Genomic DNA, 16363 nt, shown 5'->3' on the forward strand with positions numbered 1-16363 from the left:
AACGTTTTGTTATTACTAAAGTGACATAACTATAGTCAGTGAGGCGTGAAAAAGGGAGTTTTTTCAGTGAATCAGTACGCTACAGCGACTAAATAAAAAAACTGGCCGCGATAACGCCACATAAGATCATCACAATCAGAATAATTTCGAAGCTATAGCGACGGACCATATTAGCCACTCCAGTAAAGAAACACCCGGCAGAACCGGGTGTTTTTAATTATTAACGCTTACTCGGACCCTAAAGGGCGACCTTATTTTTTAGCGGCTTTTTTGTGGTGCTTTTTAGCTGCCTGGGCTTTCTGAGCTGGCTTTTTGGTGTGTTTTTTAGCGGCCTGAGCTTTCTGGGCTGCTTTTTTGTGGTGCTTTTTAGCGGCCTGAGCTTTCTGGGCAGCTTTTTTGTGGTGTTTTTTAGCAGCCTGGGCTTTCTGAGCTGGTTTTTTGGTGTGTTTCTTAGCAGCCTGCGCTTTCTGTGCAGTGTCTTTCTTCGCTACTTTCTTCTTAGCGGCCTGCGCTTTCTGGGCAGCTTTTTTGTGGTGTTTCTTAGCAGCCTGCGCTTTCTGTGCAGCTTTATGATGCTTCTTATGGACAGCAGCTTTGTGCTCAGCTTTAGCAGGTGCAGCGGTGGTGGTCGCAGCCGCTGGAGCAGCAGTTGCAGGAGCGGCAGTTGTCTCAGCAGCGAAAGCAACTGAAGACAGACCCATAGCAGCGGCGATTACCAGTGCAAATAATTTTTTCATTGCAAAATCCTCGGACTATTTTTTCATGTGTAGCCCACTGCGGGGCCGGTGAGAAGACTATATGAAAATAAAACTGGCGCGTCCGTGGGTGATTGGTATCGCTGTGTAACCGATTGTACAAAGGGGATGTACGGAAGGAAAAGGCGGCCCTCAGGCCGCCTGCTACCTTAACTGTTCAGGTAACGTTGCTCAAGATGTTTGCGGAAATAGTCTGGGTTGAGCGCTTCGCCAGTAGCATTGACAATCAACTGTTCGGTGGTGAAACGGCTGCCATGTTGCCAGATATTCTGCTGCAGCCAGTCAAATACCGGCTGCAGGTCGCCATGCTGTATCAGCTCGGCGGATTGCGGAATTGCGTTTTGTAACGCCTGGAACAGCTGCGCAGCGTACATCGCCCCGAGTGTGTATGTCGGGAAATAGCCGAAGGCGCCATCGGCCCAGTGAATATCCTGCATGCAGCCATTGCGGTAGTTGCCGCGCGTATCCAGACCCAGGGATTGTTGCATCTTCTCATCCCACAGCGCCGGAATGTCTTCAACCTCAATCTCGCCTTCAATCAGCGCGCGTTCGATCTCGTAGCGCAGAATGACGTGCGCCGGATAGCTCAGTTCGTCCGCATCCACTCGAATCAGGCCCGGTTTAACCTGCTGCGTTAGCCGGACAAAGTTATCTGCCTGAAGGGCGGGCTGGTCACCGAGCTGACTGATGATTTGCGGCAGGATACGCTGCAGGAAAGGTGCGCTGCGTCCCAGTTGCATTTCCATTAACAGACTTTGTGACTCATGGATCGCCGTGGATCGCGCCAGCGCAACCGGCTGACCGCGCCATTGCTCAGGCAAATTCTGTTCGTAGCGCGCGTGGCCAGTCTCATGAATGACGCCCATCATGGCGCTCAGAAACTCATCCTGATTGTAGCGGGTAGTAATACGCACATCCTCGGGCACGCCGCCGCAGAAAGGGTGCGCGCTAATGTCCAGGCGGCCATGGTTAAAATCAAACCCCAGCTCGGCCATCACGCGTAAACCCAGTTCGCGCTGTGAGGCTATCGGGAACGGTCCCTGGGGCGTGATCACCGGCTGCTGAGCCTGTTTTTCGACGACCTGCTGCAACAAGTGTGGAAGCCAGGTTTTTAACTGCCCGAAGGTATGATCCAGCGTGGCGCTGGTCATGCCCGGTTCAAACACGTCAAGCAGCGCGTCATAGCGGGAGCAGCCGTTCGCTTGCGCACGCAGTTCAGCTTCCTGACGGCTTAAGCGTACGACCTCTTTCAAATTGGTCGCAAAACCCTGCCAGTCGTTTGCCGGACGCTGTGTACGCCAGGCATGCTCACAGCGCGATCCCGCAATGGATTTGGCTTCGACCAGTTCAGCAGGCAGTAATGTTGCCTGAACATAAGCGCGGCGCATTTCGCCCAGATTGGCGCGTTCAACATCATTCAGCGATTGCTGTTCTGCCTGATCCAGCCAGTCACCAATGCGTTTATCCGTCAGAATCTGATGTCGCAGCACACTCATTTCCGCCAGCGCTTCGCCCCGTGCGGCGCTGCCACCGGCGGGCATCATGGTTTGCATGTCCCATCCGGCGATGGCGCTGAGATGACTGAAACGCGACAGGCGCTGGAAGGTCTTACAAAGGTGTTGATAGGCTGAAGTCACACAAAGCTCCTGAATGCGTTAACGTCGTGGAAGTTCCCGAAAAGGGAGATCGAGCGGCCAGCTAAAACGCAGGCTGGCACCGCCAAGCGGGCTGGTTTCAACGGAAACCCGGCCGCTGAGCGCATGGGCGATGGAGTGAACGATGGCCAGGCCAAGTCCACAGCCGCCCGTTGCGCGGTCGCGACTCGGATCGAGCCGGACAAAGGGTTCAAATACACGTTCACGTTCTTCATGGGGGATCCCCGGACCGTCATCGTCGACCTGCAAATTACCGACTGCGCCGTCAAACCATAAGCTGACCCGCAGGCGCTGGTTTGCATAGCGCAGCGCATTATTGACAAGGTTGTCCAGCACGCGCTCCATAAGCCGGGTGTCTGAAACGCCGTAATTTTCCCGCTGGGGTAAATCCAGCTCAATCTGCGTATCCGGGTTGATGGCCTGGAAGTCTTCCATGCGTTCACGCAACCAGCTGGCCAGATCCAGCGACTGCAAATTAAGGTCGACGCGTGGACGATCCAGACGGGCATAGGTCAGCAGCTCTTCAATCAGGCTTTCCAGCTGACTCACATCACGATTCAGCGCCGCAGATTCGGCTTCGCTCAGATTATCGCTCATCTCCAGACGATAGCGCAGCCGCACAAGCGGTGTACGCAACTCGTGAGCGATACCATCAATAAGCTGTTTCTTGCTGGCGACGAGCGTATTGATATTCTCAGCCATTTGGTTAAACGCCACGCCAACGCGAAACAGGCTGGAGGTGCTGTCGAAATGAGTACGCACGTCCAGTTGCCCCTGACCAAAACGCTGAGCGGCATGTTCGAGTCGCAGCATCTCTTTCCAGTGCGGACGCAGCCAGATAAATACCGGCAGCCCAAGCGACATGCCAATAAATACGACCAGTGCCATATCCAGCAGGCGCATTTGATGCAGATAAAAAAGGTAAGGTATAGGTCCGACGGTCAGGACGTAATGACTACGCGGAATGTGTTGCAGGAAGGTGTATTTGTCGTCCAGCGCAACGATTTCGCCCGCACGCAGACGGCGTAACTCATTTTCATCCAGTTCGAACCGGCTCATGGGCTCAATATGCAGCTCAAATGACAAACCGAGATCCAGACTTTTGATCGTCTTATTCCAGTCGCGCGGCGGGATTTCACGCAGTTCACTGCGAATCAGGTAGAGCGAGCTGGCCATCAAGTCGTTCATGGACTGGCGGCCTGCGCGTTCGGCGGTAAATTTATAGACCAACCCGACCATCAGCGACATCACCAGAAAACAGACAAACAGCAGCAGGTAGAACTGAATAAAAAGTTTTTTCATACCGAACGCGTGTCCCAGGCCTGCGGCGCAAACAAATAGCCTTTGTTGCGGATGGTTTTGATACGGAATGGCTCTGTTGCGCTGTCGTGCAGTTTTTTACGCAAACGCGAGATGGCGACATCAATACTGCGATCCATGCCATCGTAACTGACGCCGCGTAAGGTTTTCAGCAAGGCATCACGGTTAAGAATTTGCCCGGCATGGCTGGCCAGCACCCAAAGCAGATCAAAATCCGCCGTGGACAGGGCGATATTTTCTTCAAACAGCACGACCTGGCGATTCAGGGCATCGATGGTCAGTGAGCCAAAGCGCAACATGCGTGTATTTTTCGTCGGCGCAGGGGCTTCTTCACTTTGCACCTGTTGTGACTGACGCAGGTGCAGACGCAATCGCGCCAGCAGAACGGCTGGGGGAGCCGTTTTCAGAATATAGTCCTGCGCGCCCATCTCCAGCGCAAGGATATGGTTCATATCGCTGTCAAGGGAGGTCAGCAGCACGATCGGCCCCTGCCAGTTTGCCCGTAAGTCACGGCAGATTGACATGCCATCTTTGCCGGGCAGCATGATGTCGAGCATGACCAGGTCGGGTTGCTGTTCGGCAATGGTGGCTTCAGCCCGATCGCCGCGCGTCTCAACAATCACCTCAATATCATGACGTCCCAGGTAGGCGGCAATGAGCGAACCGACCTCCGGTTCATCTTCTACGTAAACGATTTTATGCATAATTCACACTAACGTAAAAAGGAGGGATAAAGCATAACTTTTCCTGGCGCAGAGCTCTATCCAATCACACGAAATATCCTTGAGTAACTGGTATATAATCCGCAAAATATGCAATCATTAACCCTGCGTTTAATATGAGTTCCGGATTCATTGTGATCACCTTGAGGAGCCAAAGTGTTTGATAAAGAGCTGGCATCAGCGGTATACCGTGATCGCATCCGCTTTAACTACAGTGATTTCCTGTCGGCATCCTGCAAAAAACGTTGGAGCTTTGTGGATGCCATCTATGGCGTACTGCCCATATTCGGCATGGTGACACGCAAATCTGCGCACAGTTTACAGGCAAGTGAAGATCACCTGAAAGAATTAGCCTTGCAAATCATATCAACCCAGGTCAGCGACGAAATCAACATCGCCCGCCTGATTACGTTAGCCGAGCAGCAGCACATTGCCCGCGTGGATATCCAGCTTCCGTATCCGCTGTCAGAGAAACAGCTGGAGGCGATTCATGAAGAGTACCGTAAGCCCGTGACGCTGACACAGCAGGATGACCTGCTGTGCGTGGTTCTCGGTCAGTCTCACTAAGTCAGTAGGGCCCACATCGCAGGCAGGGTTGCCACCATAATACAGACCATGGCAACCCGCTCAACGGGCCGCAGTGCCACCGCATGTCCGCCCCGACGTGCGAACATAAACAGCAAAATGCCCGGCGCATAGAGCACGACAGACATAAACAGATGCAGTGGACCGGAGGCATACAGCAACCAGATGCCGTACACGCTGGCACCAATGCCTGTCACGAGCGCCCAGGGTTTATTTTGCCCTTTGACCACCTTGATCAAATACAATCCCACCAGCAAATAGGGCACCAGAATCATTTCTGAGGCAATGGTCAACAGCATGTTGTAATCCGCACCGGTCAGGGCGATCAGGATCAGGCAAACCTGCACACTACCGTTTGTCAGCCACAGTGAGGCGGCTGGCGCATTACGGACGTTCTGGCGGGCAATACTGCGGGGGAAAGCACCTTGCTGCGCGGCAATAAACGGCACTTCTGCCGCCATAATGGTCCAGCTCAGATAGGCACCGCAGACAGAAATAATCAAGCCCACGACAATGATTGCGTTACCCCAGCTTCCCGTCAGTTGCGTCATCAGGCCCGCCATTGAAGGGTTACGCATTTCGGCCAGCGCCGCGCGCGGCACGATCCCTAACGACAGCAGGATGACCAGCAGATAAACCAGCAGGGCGGCCAGCACGGCCAGCAGCGTTGCCCGTCCGACATCCTTTTTATGGCGAGCTCGCGACGAGACCACTACAGCACCTTCCACGCCGATAAACACCCACAGCGTGATTAACATGGTCTGTTTGACCTGTTGCCATAACGGAACGCCGAGGCTCAGCCCGGAAAAATCAAAATGGAAGCGGTCATAATTGAAGGCCATGACGGCCAGCACCACAAACAGCAGCAGCGGCACCTGTTTGCCCAGTGTCGCCAGCAGGTTAATGCTGGCGGCGGTCTGAACGCCCCGCAATACCAGCCAGTGAACCAGCCACAGCACTACGGATGCGCCCAGCATCGCCTGCCAGGTATTCCCGTTACCAAAAATAACCCTGTCTGGCGTATCGGTGAAGAAACTCAGGGCAGAGAAAACAATAACCAGATAGGACACGTTGGCGATAACCGCACACAGCCAGTAACCCCAGGCGGAACAAAATCCCGTCAACTCACCGAATCCAGCGCGGGCGTAGGTAAAGATACCGCCATCCAGATTGGGTTTGAGTCGCGTCAGCAGCAGCATCGCCAGCGACAGGAAAATAATCCCTGCGCCGGTGATCAGCCAGCCAGTCAGCAACGCGGCCGGACCTGCGACCGCCGCCATATTTTGTGGCAAGCTGAAAACACCCGCACCCAGCATGGAGCTGAGTACCAGCGCGGTCAGGGCACTGAGGCCTAATTTTTTCTCCAAAACATTCTTCCTGCGAGCATAAGTGGCTGGGTGACCAGCATAAACACCCTATTATATCGGTGTTGTGTTGCGTAAATCGCGTGTAATACGCTGAAAAACAGGCGGAGGATTTTACGGAGTGCGGTGAAGGATGGCAATGCGTGACTATGCAAAATTGCGCAGGGATTATGCAAACAGTTGGGCGGCTTGCGCCGCCCTTACTTGCTTATTTGAACAGATCGGCGGTCACGGTCAGGTTACCCCCGCTCTGGTTCTGCCACTGGCGTGTGATGTGGTAGAACTTCGCACCTTTGCCAGCCGCACGTTTGGCGGCTTCCTGCGAAACTTCGGTTGGTGTGCCGAAATGGCCGCTGAAGGTGACCGTATCAAACGGCTGCATCTGTGCCGCGGTGACTGCGTTCAGCTCCTGGATTTCCCGGCCGTCTGGCAGCGTCACAGAATAGCGTTTACCGGTTGAACTCTGCGTTTCAAAGAAGCGGCCCACGGCATTGCTTGGGGTTTCAGAGGAGGCAACGCCCGGAATCTCGACTTTTTTCGCCTCAGCACCGCCTGCGGCCAGCGCGGCTTTACCTGCCTGAGAATCAGCCGGAATGCTATCCGGGCTCTGCACGGCGCGCTGTTTTGCATCCGCCTTATAGATGTAAGCGGTAATGAACTGGTTGCCACCGGTATTGGCATCAACCTGACGCACAATAAAGAAGGACGCAGCGCCTTTTTCTTTCGCGGCTTTAGAAATTGCCTCGTTCACATCGGGCTGGCTGGGGAAAAAGCCGGTCACCGTCACGGTATCAAAGGGTTCAAGGCGATAGGCTTCCGCTTTCGGCAGCTCTTTCAGGCCATTAAACATCCGGTAGTCGGTTTCCTGACTCGCTTTAGGCGCATTCGCCTTATACAGATCCGCGGTTACGCGCCAGTTACCACTGTTACCGTTGCTGTCGTTAATACCTTGAATGTAATACGAATCTGCATTCAGTTCATCAGCACGTTTGGAGACGGCATCCGCCGCATCGCCAATTGCATTAAAACGACCGGTGATATTAATACGTTCGAATGGCTTCAACGCGGCCGCTTGTTCTGGCGTCAGCTCTTTAGCGGCAAACGCATTTCCCGCCAGCAGAGATAACAATGTAGATGCCAGAATAGTGTTCTTCAGCTTCATAAAAATGATCCTTCGCCTTACGCAAAATGAGTACGAAAACGTGTTGGACTCTTGATGTATAACAGAATAGCTGCTGATTATTACATGTTATAAACACGCTGTCGCAGCCAATTTTTGCGATTTCTCTCTTGTTGTGATCCGGTTTTTTTTATCACGGCATCACGAATCGGTATTTTACCTTACGCTTAAGACAGGCAGATGAATTAAACGTTCGTAACTTTATTAAAAACGTTAATGCGTTGTTAAATTAAGGCTTTTCCGAAAGGAATATTCGTATCGAAGGGCGCTTAGTTAGTTATTTATCTGCCAGTGATGCGATCAGACAGTGACGTTATGCGGCATAACGAGGCCAAAACTGGATATTACCGCAAATGTGACATTGGTGCGTCTGTACAGTAGATCACCTGTAACATTTTCAGTAGGTTTAGACACGATTATGCCCTTGCATTTATTCACACCGCCTGAACGCGGATGACGTCAGAGCAGTCTGTACCACAAGGGTCATCATCCTTTAATCGATGAAAGGGAACACTATGTTAATTGGAATACCCAAAGAGCGGTCAGCCAATGAGTCGCGCGTGGCTGCCACGCCGAAAACCATTGAACAACTCATCAGGCTGGGTTTTAGCGTCACGATTGAACAGGGTGCGGGTAAGCCTGCCAGTTTTGATGATGACAGCTATGTCAACGCTGGCGCCACGCTGACCGATCGCCAGCAGGTCTGGCAAGCCGATATTGTGTTGAAAGTGAATGCACCCGGTGAAGACGACATTGCGCTGATGCGCGAGGGCAGCACGCTGGTCAGTTTTATCTGGCCTGCTCAGAACCCTGAACTGCTGGATAAACTGGCTGCGCGTAAGGTCACCGTTATGGCGATGGACGCCGTGCCCCGTATTTCCCGTGCGCAGTCGCTGGATGCGCTGAGCTCAATGGCCAATATTGCAGGTTATCGGGCCATCGTGGAGGCGGCACACGAATTTGGTCGCTTTTTCACCGGTCAGATCACCGCTGCCGGGAAAGTCCCGCCTGCCAAAGTGATGGTGATTGGTGCGGGCGTGGCGGGTCTGGCGGCAATCGGTGCCGCAGGCAGCCTGGGCGCGGTTGTTCGCGCCTTTGACACGCGTCCGGAAGTGAAGGAACAAGTGCAAAGTATGGGCGCAGAGTTCCTTGAACTGGATTTCAAAGAAGAGGCGGGCAGTGGTGATGGTTACGCCAGAGTCATGTCGGATGCTTTTATTAAAGCAGAAATGGCGCTTTTCGCTCAGCAGTCCCAGGAGGTGGATATTATTGTCACCACGGCGCTGATTCCGGGTAAACCTGCGCCGACGTTGATCACCAGGGAAATGGTGGCCAGCATGAAGCCTGGCAGCGTCATTGTTGACCTGGCGGCACAAACCGGCGGCAACTGTGCGCTTACCGTCGCCGATCGGGTCACTGTAACGGACAACGGCGTAAAAATTATCGGGTATACGGATCTGCCCAGCCGGTTACCGACGCAATCATCTCAGCTCTACGGCAGCAATCTCGTCAACCTGATGAAATTGCTTTGTAAAGAGAAGAATGGCGAGATCGTCATTGACTTTGATGATGTCGTCATCCGCAGCGTCACGGTGATTCGAGACGGCGAGATCACCTGGCCTGCGCCGCCAGTTCAGGTCTCCGCCGCGCCGAAAACCGCGGCTGCCGCTGCACCGACGCAAACGAAAAGCCCGGCGGCACCCGTGCCCCCCCGGCGTAAATATGGGCTGCTGGCAGGCGCTGTCGTACTCTTCGCCTGCCTCGCGAATGTTGCCCCCAGTGAATTCCTGTCACATTTCACCGTCTTTGCGCTGGCCTGTGTGGTGGGCTACTACGTGGTCTGGAATGTGAGTCATGCGCTGCATACGCCGCTCATGTCAGTCACCAATGCGATTTCGGGCATTATTGTGGTAGGGGCAATATTGCAAATGGGGCACGGCGGCTGGGTGAGTTTTCTTTCTTTTATTGCCGTATTGATCGCCAGCATCAATATCTTCGGTGGCTTCACCGTCACGCAGCGTATGCTGAAAATGTTTCGTAAGGGGTAAGCTATGTCTGGCGGATTAGTGACGGCAGCCTATATCGTTGCTGCAATTTTGTTCATTATGAGTCTGGCGGGTCTTTCAAAATATGAGACCTCAAGACAGGGCAATATATTTGGTATCAGCGGCATGGCGATTGCGCTGATCGCGTCTGTATTTGGTCCCGACAGTAGTCATGTTGTCTGGATTTTGCTGGCGATGGTTATTGGCGGTGCCATCGGTATTCGGCTGGCGAAACGGGTAGAAATGACCGAAATGCCCGAGCTGGTGGCGATACTGCACAGCTTCGTCGGCCTGGCCGCCGTACTGGTAGGCATTAACAGCTATGTCGATCATGCTCCTGGCTTGCCGGCAGTTATTGAAAACATCCATCTCAGCGAAGTCTTTATCGGCATCTTTATCGGTGCGGTCACCTTTACGGGCTCGCTGGTCGCCTTTGGCAAGTTGTGTGGCAAACTCTCGTCGCGGCCCTTAATGCTGCCTCAGCGGCATAAGCTGAATCTGCTGGCGCTGGTCGTCTCGTTTTTACTGCTACTGTGGTTTGTCAACACGCAAAGTCTCGGTGCGCAGGTGTTTGCGCTGGTGATCATGCTTATCATTGCGTTGGCGTTTGGCTGGCACCTGGTGGCCTCCATCGGTGGTGCAGACATGCCGGTCGTTGTTTCGATGCTCAACTCTTATTCCGGTTGGGCGGCCGCAGCGGCAGGGTTTATGCTCAGTAACGATCTGCTTATCGTGACCGGTGCGCTGGTTGGTTCCTCGGGGGCAATTCTCTCTTACATAATGTGTAAGGCCATGAATCGCTCGTTTATCAGCGTCATTGCCGGTGGATTTGGCAGCGATGGCACAGCTTCAACGGCAAGTGATGAGACCGGCGAACATCGTGAAATCAGCACAGAAGAAACGGCAGAGATGCTCCGATCTTCCCGTTCCGTGATCATTACGCCCGGCTACGGCATGGCCGTTGCACAGGCACAGTATCCGGTAGCGGAAATCACGGAAAAACTCCGCGCCCGCGGCATCAACGTGCGTTTTGGTATTCATCCGGTCGCCGGCCGTTTGCCCGGCCATATGAACGTTTTGCTGGCAGAGGCGAAAGTGCCTTATGACGTGGTGCTGGAAATGGACGAAATCAACGATGATTTTAGCGATACCGATACGGTACTGGTTATCGGGGCCAACGACACGGTTAATCCTGCGGCGCAGGATGATCCGGGCAGCCCGATTGCCGGTATGCCGGTGCTGGAAGTGTGGAAAGCGCAAAACGTTATTGTGTTCAAACGCTCAATGAATACGGGCTATGCCGGTGTGCAAAATCCGCTGTTCTTTAAAGAAAATACTCACATGCTGTTCGGGGATGCCAAAGCCAGCGTAGAAAGTATTCTGAAAGCGCTGTAAAAGAAAAGGGCGACGATAACCGTCGCCCTTTTTACTGAAGGCCGCGTTAATCGTGCTCGTCTTCGTCGTCAAGCGTAATGGGTGAGACAAAATCATCCGGCTTAATCGCCAGCAGGTCACAGCGCAGGTGATCGATCACCTGCTCAGCCGTATTCCCTAGGAAAGCTGCCGACAGTCCGGTCCGTCCAATCGTCCCTAACACCACAATGCCCGCGCCAAGGTGGGCGGACAATTCCGGGATCACTTCTTCCGGCAGGCCTTTTTCAACGTGGGTAAACTCTTCACTGATGGAGAATTTTTGTCGCAGGGCCTTCATGGCTACCAGATGCTGGCCGCGAATGGCATCGTTGTAGACGCTGGGATCAAAATCGGGCAGTTCGATAGCAATGTTGATTGGCGTAATCGGATAGGCGCCCACCAGATGCACTTCGGTATGATTGACGCTTTCGGCCAGTTTAACGGTTTCGCGAATGAGTTTCTGATTAAGCGCATCGTGGTGCGGTTCTTCGCTGGCCAGATTGACCGCCACCAGCGCTTTACCGCCTTCGGGCCAGGGTTGATCCTTAACCATCCACACCGGGCAAGGGCACTTACGTAACAGGTGCCAGTCTGTCGGTGTAAAAATAACGGCTTCCAGCCGGTCGTGCTGGTGCGCCATTTTAAGCACTAAATCATGTTGATGCGCCAGCACTTCCTGGATGATTGCTTCATAGGGCCGGTTGTGCCAGATGACTTTAATGTCTATATCCACACCAGCATCCAGATAAGCCTGCGCCTGTTCGCGAATCCATTCCGAGCGCTGGCTGATCACACCCTGACGCATCGCGGTGCGTTCATCTGGTGACAGCAGGGTGGTCATTTCGTATGAAAAGTCGTAGATGGGCAGAAATGCTTTGATTTTGCCGCCGATAAGCTGGTTGAGATAGACCGCACGTCGCAGCGCGGGCTGGTCATCCTGCTGAGGATCAATGGCGACCAGAATGTTTTGATACTGGGACATAGGCTACTCTCCTTAGACCAACGCGACTGGTTTAAAGATAGCCTATGTTAAGTGCACTAAGAAAGTGAAAAGATGTAGCCGGATCAACAAAATAAGATTTGTTAACCCGGCCTGAGGATTACGCCGCCTGATGGCTCTGACCGGCCAGCGCTTCCAGCATCGCGTGGTTCTCAATGGTGATATATTTGCCTTTTACGGCCAGCATACCCGATTTCTGGAAACGCCCCAGCAGTCGGCTAATGGTTTCAACGGTTAAACCCAGATAGTTCCCGATATCGCCGCGCGTCATCGTCAAACGGAACTCACGCTGTGAGAAGCCGCGCTGGCCATAGCGGCGGGATAAGTTCCAGACGAAGGCGGCCAGGCGCTCTTCCGCGTTTTTCTTGGACAGCAGCAAAATCATGTCCTGGTCGCCTTTAATTTCACCGCTCATCAGGCGCATCATCTGCTGACGCAGGGCAGGCATTTTGCCGGACAGGTCATCCAGCGTATCGAAAGGAATTTCGCAGACCATCGCCGTTTCCAGCGCCTGGGCGAAGCTGGGATGACTGGCGTTCATAATGGCGTCAAATCCCACCAGATCGCCGGCCAGGTGAAAACCGGTGATTTGTTCATCTCCCTGCTCGGTGATGGTATAGCTTTTAATGGTGCCGGAACGGATTGCGTAGAGCGACTTCAGCTCATCACCCGCTTTGAACAGCGTATGGCCTTTTTGAATGGGTTTTTTTCGCTCAATAATATTATCAAGCTGATCCAGCTCATGTTCATTAAGGGTGAAAGGGATGCATAGCTGACTGATGCTGCAATCCTGGCAGTGAATCGCACAACCGCCTGACTGAATACGTTTTTCAGGGAACATAGTAGTTTGCTCGACGATAATTGACTGGGGTCAATTTTACCATTTTCTCGGTGTAAGGGAACTCATCCGAGCAGTTTTTAGGCATACAAAAAGTGTGGTTTCCGCAATACTGCTAAAGGCTGTTATGACAGGGTTTTTTGATGTCATCTTATTAAGATCGTAAACAAATCTTTACGGATTTTTGATCTCATACAGAATTTATCTTAATCTGAAAGGCCAGAAGGGACGATAAAAACGGGATTAGCGCAGGCTTTACCGATTTTGCTACTATTTGGTTTCAAGTCAATTTTGCGTCATATCATTTACCAGGGGCGAGCCATGAACCTTGACGATGACAATCTGTTTCGTGACGCGATGAATGACGTTACGCCACTCAAAGATGCAGAAAATACGCGCTGGAATCACAGCGCCGCCGGCAAAAAAGTGCCGCCTCGGTCACCAGAACCTGAAGACGAAAACTTTTTAACCCGCGGTTACCTGGACATCATTCCTCTTGAGCAGCAACTTGAGTTTAAAGCTGAGGGCATCCAGCAGGGCGTGCTGGATAAATTACGCAAGGGGCAATATGCGCTGGATGCCAGCCTGAATCTGCTACGCCAGCCCGTTGAAACCTGCCGTCAAAATTTGTTTACCTTCATGCAGGATGTCCGTAAAGCCGGCTACAGAAACCTGCTGATTATTCACGGCAAAGGCCGGGACAATGATTCTCATGCCAACATTGTGCGCAGCTATCTTGACCGCTGGTTGCGTGAATTTGACGACGTCCAGACCTTTTGTGTCGCACAGAAGCAGCATGGCGGCTCCGGTGCGCTGTATGTCGGTCTACGCAAAACGGAAAAAGCGCGTCAGGAAAACTGGGAGCGCCATGCTAAACGCAGTCGCTAGCTGTGAAACTTACGAATGGTACTCATCAATACTTCGGCGCTCAGGCTTAAGGTGTTACCGGTGCGCGTGATAATCCCTACGGGTTCACCCGGGCCGGGAGAGGTGATGGGCAACGATATCAGGGCATTGTGGCTAAGATCTTCTTTGACGGCCCCGGAAGGCACAAACCAGATGTAGTCATAGCGCAGCGCCAGCTGGCGGGCCAGCGACGTTGATGACGTTTCGACGCAATGGGGCGGCAGACTGCACCCTTGCTCATCCAGCATCTGCTGTGCCAGGCGGCGCGGCGCGGTGCCTTCCGGGGAAATTACAACAGGCCACTGCATGGCACGTGAAAGCGTGACGTTGTCACTTAAAAGCGGATGCTCCGGTCTGACGACCAGCTTTAATGACTCCAGAAACAGCAGTTCATAGGTCAGGCCGGTCATCATCTCTTTATCCGCCATTCGGCCGATGCCCAGATCAAACTCGCCCGCTCTCAACCCCGCCAGCAACACATTATTATGTAAGGTAGCAACCTGAATGGTCGTGTTGGGACGCAGTTGATGAAAACGGTCAAGAATCTGTGGCAACATGCCCATCGCCGCCGTGGTTAAGGCACCAAGACGAATGACTACCGGACGCTCGTTAATCTGTTCATTAAAACTCTGGCCGGCATGATTCAGCGCTTCTAACACTTTTACCGCATGGATAAGAAACTGTTCTCCCATGGTGGTGAGTTGTGCGCCCAGCCGACCGCGTTCGAACAGACGGACGCCGGTGAGTTCTTCAAGTTCGTTGAGGGTTTTAGAAAGGGCAGGTTGACTGAGACTTAAGGTCTCGGCTGCACGCCCCAGGGTTCCCTGCTGCGCGACGGCAACAAAGGCATGTAAATGGCGCAAGCGAATGCGCTGATTGAAAAGGATATTTTTTTCCATTTACCCAACTTAATGACATTGCCAGGTGACAGGCAACTATTTAAGCTGGATTTTGTTAACTTTGCTGCAAATTTTTATTAACAATGTGTACTTTTTGCAGCGGAGCGTTTTAAGTGGTTGATTATTAATGATGGCGTTGTTTTTTTGCCTGACACAACGTTTTTCACGGTTGCTGAAAAAACATCAACTTACCGCATTGCTTCTGCTTCGGTCGGAAATTTCATGCGTTTTATCGTTAACGATCAGCTATCATAAGTGCCGTTTTTTTTACCAAATCTGATAGTTGTTTAAGTCAGCCGTTGAGGAGTTTACCCGTGAGCAGTGTCGAGGCGGTAGATGTTCGCCAGTTAATTAATCAGGGTACTCTGAGTGGTGGCCAAATTCGGTTAATTGTACTCTGTTTTATCGTGGTTGCGCTTGATGGTATGGATATTGCCCTGATGGGCTTTATCGCGCCGACGCTGAAAACCGCCTGGCACGTCAGTACTCATCAGTTGGGTGTCGTGATCAGTGCAGCGCTGATTGGTCTGGCGCTGGGGGCGATGGTCGCCGGGCCGCTGGCCGACCGCTTTGGCCGCCGGTTAATGATCATTTTCAGCGTCCTGTTTTTTGGTCTGTGGACGCTGGTGACCGCATTTTCCCATAGTATCGAACAGATGATCCTGTTCCGTTTTTTGACCGGGCTGGGGCTGGGAGCAGCCATGCCCAACGTCAGTGCGCTGGTGGCTGAATATGCGCCGGAGCGGCGCCGTTCATTCATTATCACCGTGGTGTTTTGTGGCTTTACCTTTGGGGCCGCCAGCGGCGGCTTTGCCGCGTCATGGTTGTTACCACGTTACGACTGGCATTCCGTTCTGTTGCTGGGCGGTATTCTTCCTTTGCTGGTCCTGCCGGTCCTGATCCGTCAGCTTCCTGAATCGGTACGTTTCCTGATTAGTCGCGGTGCGCCCGCGCAGCACATTCGCGCCATTCTTGAACGTATTCTTCCCGGCAGTACGAGCCCGGATACGCATTTCCATGCGACCGAAGCGGAAAAATCACCTGCTGAACACAGCGCCATCGCAACGGTCATTTCTCCTCGCTACCGCATCGGCAGCCTGATGCTCTGGGGCGGCTATTTTATGGGGCTGTTCCTGGTGTATCTGATCGGCAGCTGGCTGCCATCCCTGGTCAATACACAGGGAATGTCCGTGACGGAAGCGGCGATAATCACCGCGATGTACCAGGCAGGCGGCACGCTGGGATCGCTGTTTGCCGGCTGGCTGATGGATCGCTTCAATGCCAGTCTGTCGCTGGCTGTGATCTACTTCTGCGGCGGTATCGCTATTGTCGCGCTGGGTTTTTCACCGCCGCAGGTCGTTATCATGAGCGCCATTGCCTTCTGCAGCGGTTTTTGTTTTAACGGAGCGAATACCGGCATGAATGCGCTTTCCGCCAGCTACTATCCTACCCATGCCCGCGCAACCGGTTCCAGCTGGATGCACGGGGTGGGCCGAATCGGTGCCATCCTCAGTGCCTTTGTCGGGGCTGAAATGTTGTCACTCGGCTGGTCGTTCAGCGTTATTTTCTTGCTGCTCGCCATACCGGCACTGCTGACCACCGTGATGCTGGCGGTGAAAAATCGCTACGGTTTTAAGCCGATCACAAATTCATGATATTTTCCGCTGACCGCAGCGCGTTG

15 protein-coding genes are annotated in these 16363 nt (G+C 53.1%); 5 read left to right on the top strand and 10 right to left on the bottom strand.

Going from position 1 to position 16363, the window contains the following annotated elements:
• Window positions 1-88: 88 nt before the first annotated feature.
• From ydgU to rstA, 5 genes are all read right to left on the bottom strand, one after another.
• The gene (ydgU, locus tag F7Q90_RS28100) at window positions 89-169 is read right to left on the bottom strand and encodes a small membrane protein YdgU (RefSeq protein ID WP_455906681.1); all 81 of its coding nucleotides are present in this window, start codon (window positions 167-169) and stop codon (window positions 89-91) included.
• Between the two features lie 82 nt (window positions 170-251).
• Entirely contained in the window at window positions 252-737 is a 486-nt protein-coding gene (asr, locus tag F7Q90_RS03880) for an acid resistance repetitive basic protein Asr (RefSeq protein WP_006119259.1), read from the bottom strand.
• A gap of 167 nt (window positions 738-904) precedes the next feature.
• Window positions 905-2392 (bottom strand): carboxypeptidase M32, encoded by a 1488-nt coding sequence (locus F7Q90_RS03885; RefSeq protein ID WP_006119258.1) that lies wholly within the window; start codon window positions 2390-2392, stop codon window positions 905-907.
• Window positions 2393-2410: 18 nt separating this feature from the next.
• The gene (gene rstB / locus F7Q90_RS03890) at window positions 2411-3712 is read right to left on the bottom strand and encodes a two-component system sensor histidine kinase RstB (protein WP_006119257.1); all 1302 of its coding nucleotides are present in this window, start codon (window positions 3710-3712) and stop codon (window positions 2411-2413) included.
• Window positions 3709-4434 carry a two-component system response regulator RstA gene (gene rstA / locus F7Q90_RS03895; protein ID WP_006119256.1) on the bottom strand — a complete coding sequence of 242 codons (726 nt, stop codon included), beginning with the start codon at window positions 4432-4434 and terminating at the stop codon, window positions 3709-3711. The genes rstB and rstA overlap by 4 nt, the downstream gene beginning before the upstream one ends.
• A gap of 174 nt (window positions 4435-4608) precedes the next feature.
• On the opposite strand from rstA, the gene F7Q90_RS03900 reads away from it, so the two are divergent.
• A complete protein-coding gene (locus F7Q90_RS03900) occupies window positions 4609-5019 on the top strand; it encodes a hypothetical protein (RefSeq protein WP_006119255.1) in 411 nt (136 codons plus the stop codon).
• Here the strand turns inward: F7Q90_RS03900 and F7Q90_RS03905 are convergent.
• A complete protein-coding gene (locus F7Q90_RS03905; RefSeq protein WP_006119254.1) occupies window positions 5016-6404 on the bottom strand; it encodes a basic amino acid/polyamine antiporter in 1389 nt (462 codons plus the stop codon). The two genes, F7Q90_RS03900 and F7Q90_RS03905, sit on opposite strands and share 4 nt — an antisense overlap.
• Before the next feature lie 205 nt (window positions 6405-6609).
• A complete protein-coding gene (gene ydgH / locus F7Q90_RS03910) occupies window positions 6610-7563 on the bottom strand; it encodes a DUF1471 family protein YdgH (RefSeq protein WP_006119253.1) in 954 nt (317 codons plus the stop codon).
• Between the two features lie 533 nt (window positions 7564-8096).
• Between ydgH and pntA the strand changes: the two genes are divergently transcribed.
• Together pntA and pntB are read left to right on the top strand one after the other, a co-directional pair.
• Complete coding sequence (pntA, locus tag F7Q90_RS03915; RefSeq protein ID WP_006119252.1) at window positions 8097-9629, top strand: Re/Si-specific NAD(P)(+) transhydrogenase subunit alpha; 1533 nt, start codon at window positions 8097-8099, stop codon at window positions 9627-9629.
• 3 nt (window positions 9630-9632) lie between these two features.
• A complete protein-coding gene (pntB, locus tag F7Q90_RS03920; RefSeq protein WP_006119249.1) occupies window positions 9633-11021 on the top strand; it encodes a Re/Si-specific NAD(P)(+) transhydrogenase subunit beta in 1389 nt (462 codons plus the stop codon).
• Between the two features lie 46 nt (window positions 11022-11067).
• Here pntB and uspE read toward each other — a convergent pair whose 3' ends face one another.
• Window positions 11068-12021: a universal stress protein UspE gene (gene uspE / locus F7Q90_RS03925; RefSeq protein ID WP_006119247.1), complete on the bottom strand. Its 954-nt coding sequence runs from the start codon at window positions 12019-12021 to the stop codon at window positions 11068-11070.
• A gap of 118 nt (window positions 12022-12139) precedes the next feature.
• Complete coding sequence (locus F7Q90_RS03930) at window positions 12140-12880, bottom strand: FNR family transcription factor (RefSeq protein WP_006119246.1); 741 nt, start codon at window positions 12878-12880, stop codon at window positions 12140-12142.
• 318 nt (window positions 12881-13198) lie between these two features.
• Between F7Q90_RS03930 and smrA the strand changes: the two genes are divergently transcribed.
• A complete protein-coding gene (smrA, locus tag F7Q90_RS03935; RefSeq protein WP_006119245.1) occupies window positions 13199-13765 on the top strand; it encodes a DNA endonuclease SmrA in 567 nt (188 codons plus the stop codon).
• Here smrA and F7Q90_RS03940 read toward each other — a convergent pair.
• Window positions 13762-14682, bottom strand: coding sequence for a LysR substrate-binding domain-containing protein (locus F7Q90_RS03940; protein WP_006119244.1), 921 nt, complete (start codon window positions 14680-14682; stop codon window positions 13762-13764). The two genes, smrA and F7Q90_RS03940, sit on opposite strands and share 4 nt — an antisense overlap.
• Before the next feature lie 314 nt (window positions 14683-14996).
• On the opposite strand from F7Q90_RS03940, the gene F7Q90_RS03945 reads away from it, so the two are divergent.
• Window positions 14997-16337 carry an MFS transporter gene (locus tag F7Q90_RS03945; RefSeq protein ID WP_006119243.1) on the top strand — a complete coding sequence of 447 codons (1341 nt, stop codon included), beginning with the start codon at window positions 14997-14999 and terminating at the stop codon, window positions 16335-16337.
• The last annotated feature ends 26 nt before the right edge of the window (window positions 16338-16363 follow it).

The sequence above is a fragment of the Pantoea stewartii subsp. stewartii genome, assembly GCF_008801695.1.
Taxonomy (GTDB): Bacteria; Pseudomonadota; Gammaproteobacteria; order Enterobacterales; family Enterobacteriaceae; genus Pantoea; species Pantoea stewartii.

Excerpts from the sequence above, each read along its gene's own strand:
- ydgU (WP_455906681.1), bottom strand. The coding sequence starts at position 169 with ATGGTCCGTCGCTATAGCTTCGAAATTATTCTGATTGTGATGATCTTA.
- asr (WP_006119259.1), bottom strand. The coding sequence starts at position 737 with ATGAAAAAATTATTTGCACTGGTAATCGCCGCTGCTATGGGTCTGTCT.
- rstB (WP_006119257.1), bottom strand. The coding sequence starts at position 3,712 with ATGAAAAAACTTTTTATTCAGTTCTACCTGCTGCTGTTTGTCTGTTTT.
- rstA (WP_006119256.1), bottom strand. The coding sequence starts at position 4,434 with ATGCATAAAATCGTTTACGTAGAAGATGAACCGGAGGTCGGTTCGCTC.
- ydgH (WP_006119253.1), bottom strand. The coding sequence starts at position 7,563 with ATGAAGCTGAAGAACACTATTCTGGCATCTACATTGTTATCTCTGCTG.
- pntA (WP_006119252.1), top strand. The coding sequence starts at position 8,097 with ATGTTAATTGGAATACCCAAAGAGCGGTCAGCCAATGAGTCGCGCGTG.
- pntB (WP_006119249.1), top strand. The coding sequence starts at position 9,633 with ATGTCTGGCGGATTAGTGACGGCAGCCTATATCGTTGCTGCAATTTTG.
- uspE (WP_006119247.1), bottom strand. The coding sequence starts at position 12,021 with ATGTCCCAGTATCAAAACATTCTGGTCGCCATTGATCCTCAGCAGGAT.
- F7Q90_RS03930 (WP_006119246.1), bottom strand. The coding sequence starts at position 12,880 with ATGTTCCCTGAAAAACGTATTCAGTCAGGCGGTTGTGCGATTCACTGC.
- smrA (WP_006119245.1), top strand. The coding sequence starts at position 13,199 with ATGAACCTTGACGATGACAATCTGTTTCGTGACGCGATGAATGACGTT.
- F7Q90_RS03940 (WP_006119244.1), bottom strand. The coding sequence starts at position 14,682 with ATGGAAAAAAATATCCTTTTCAATCAGCGCATTCGCTTGCGCCATTTA.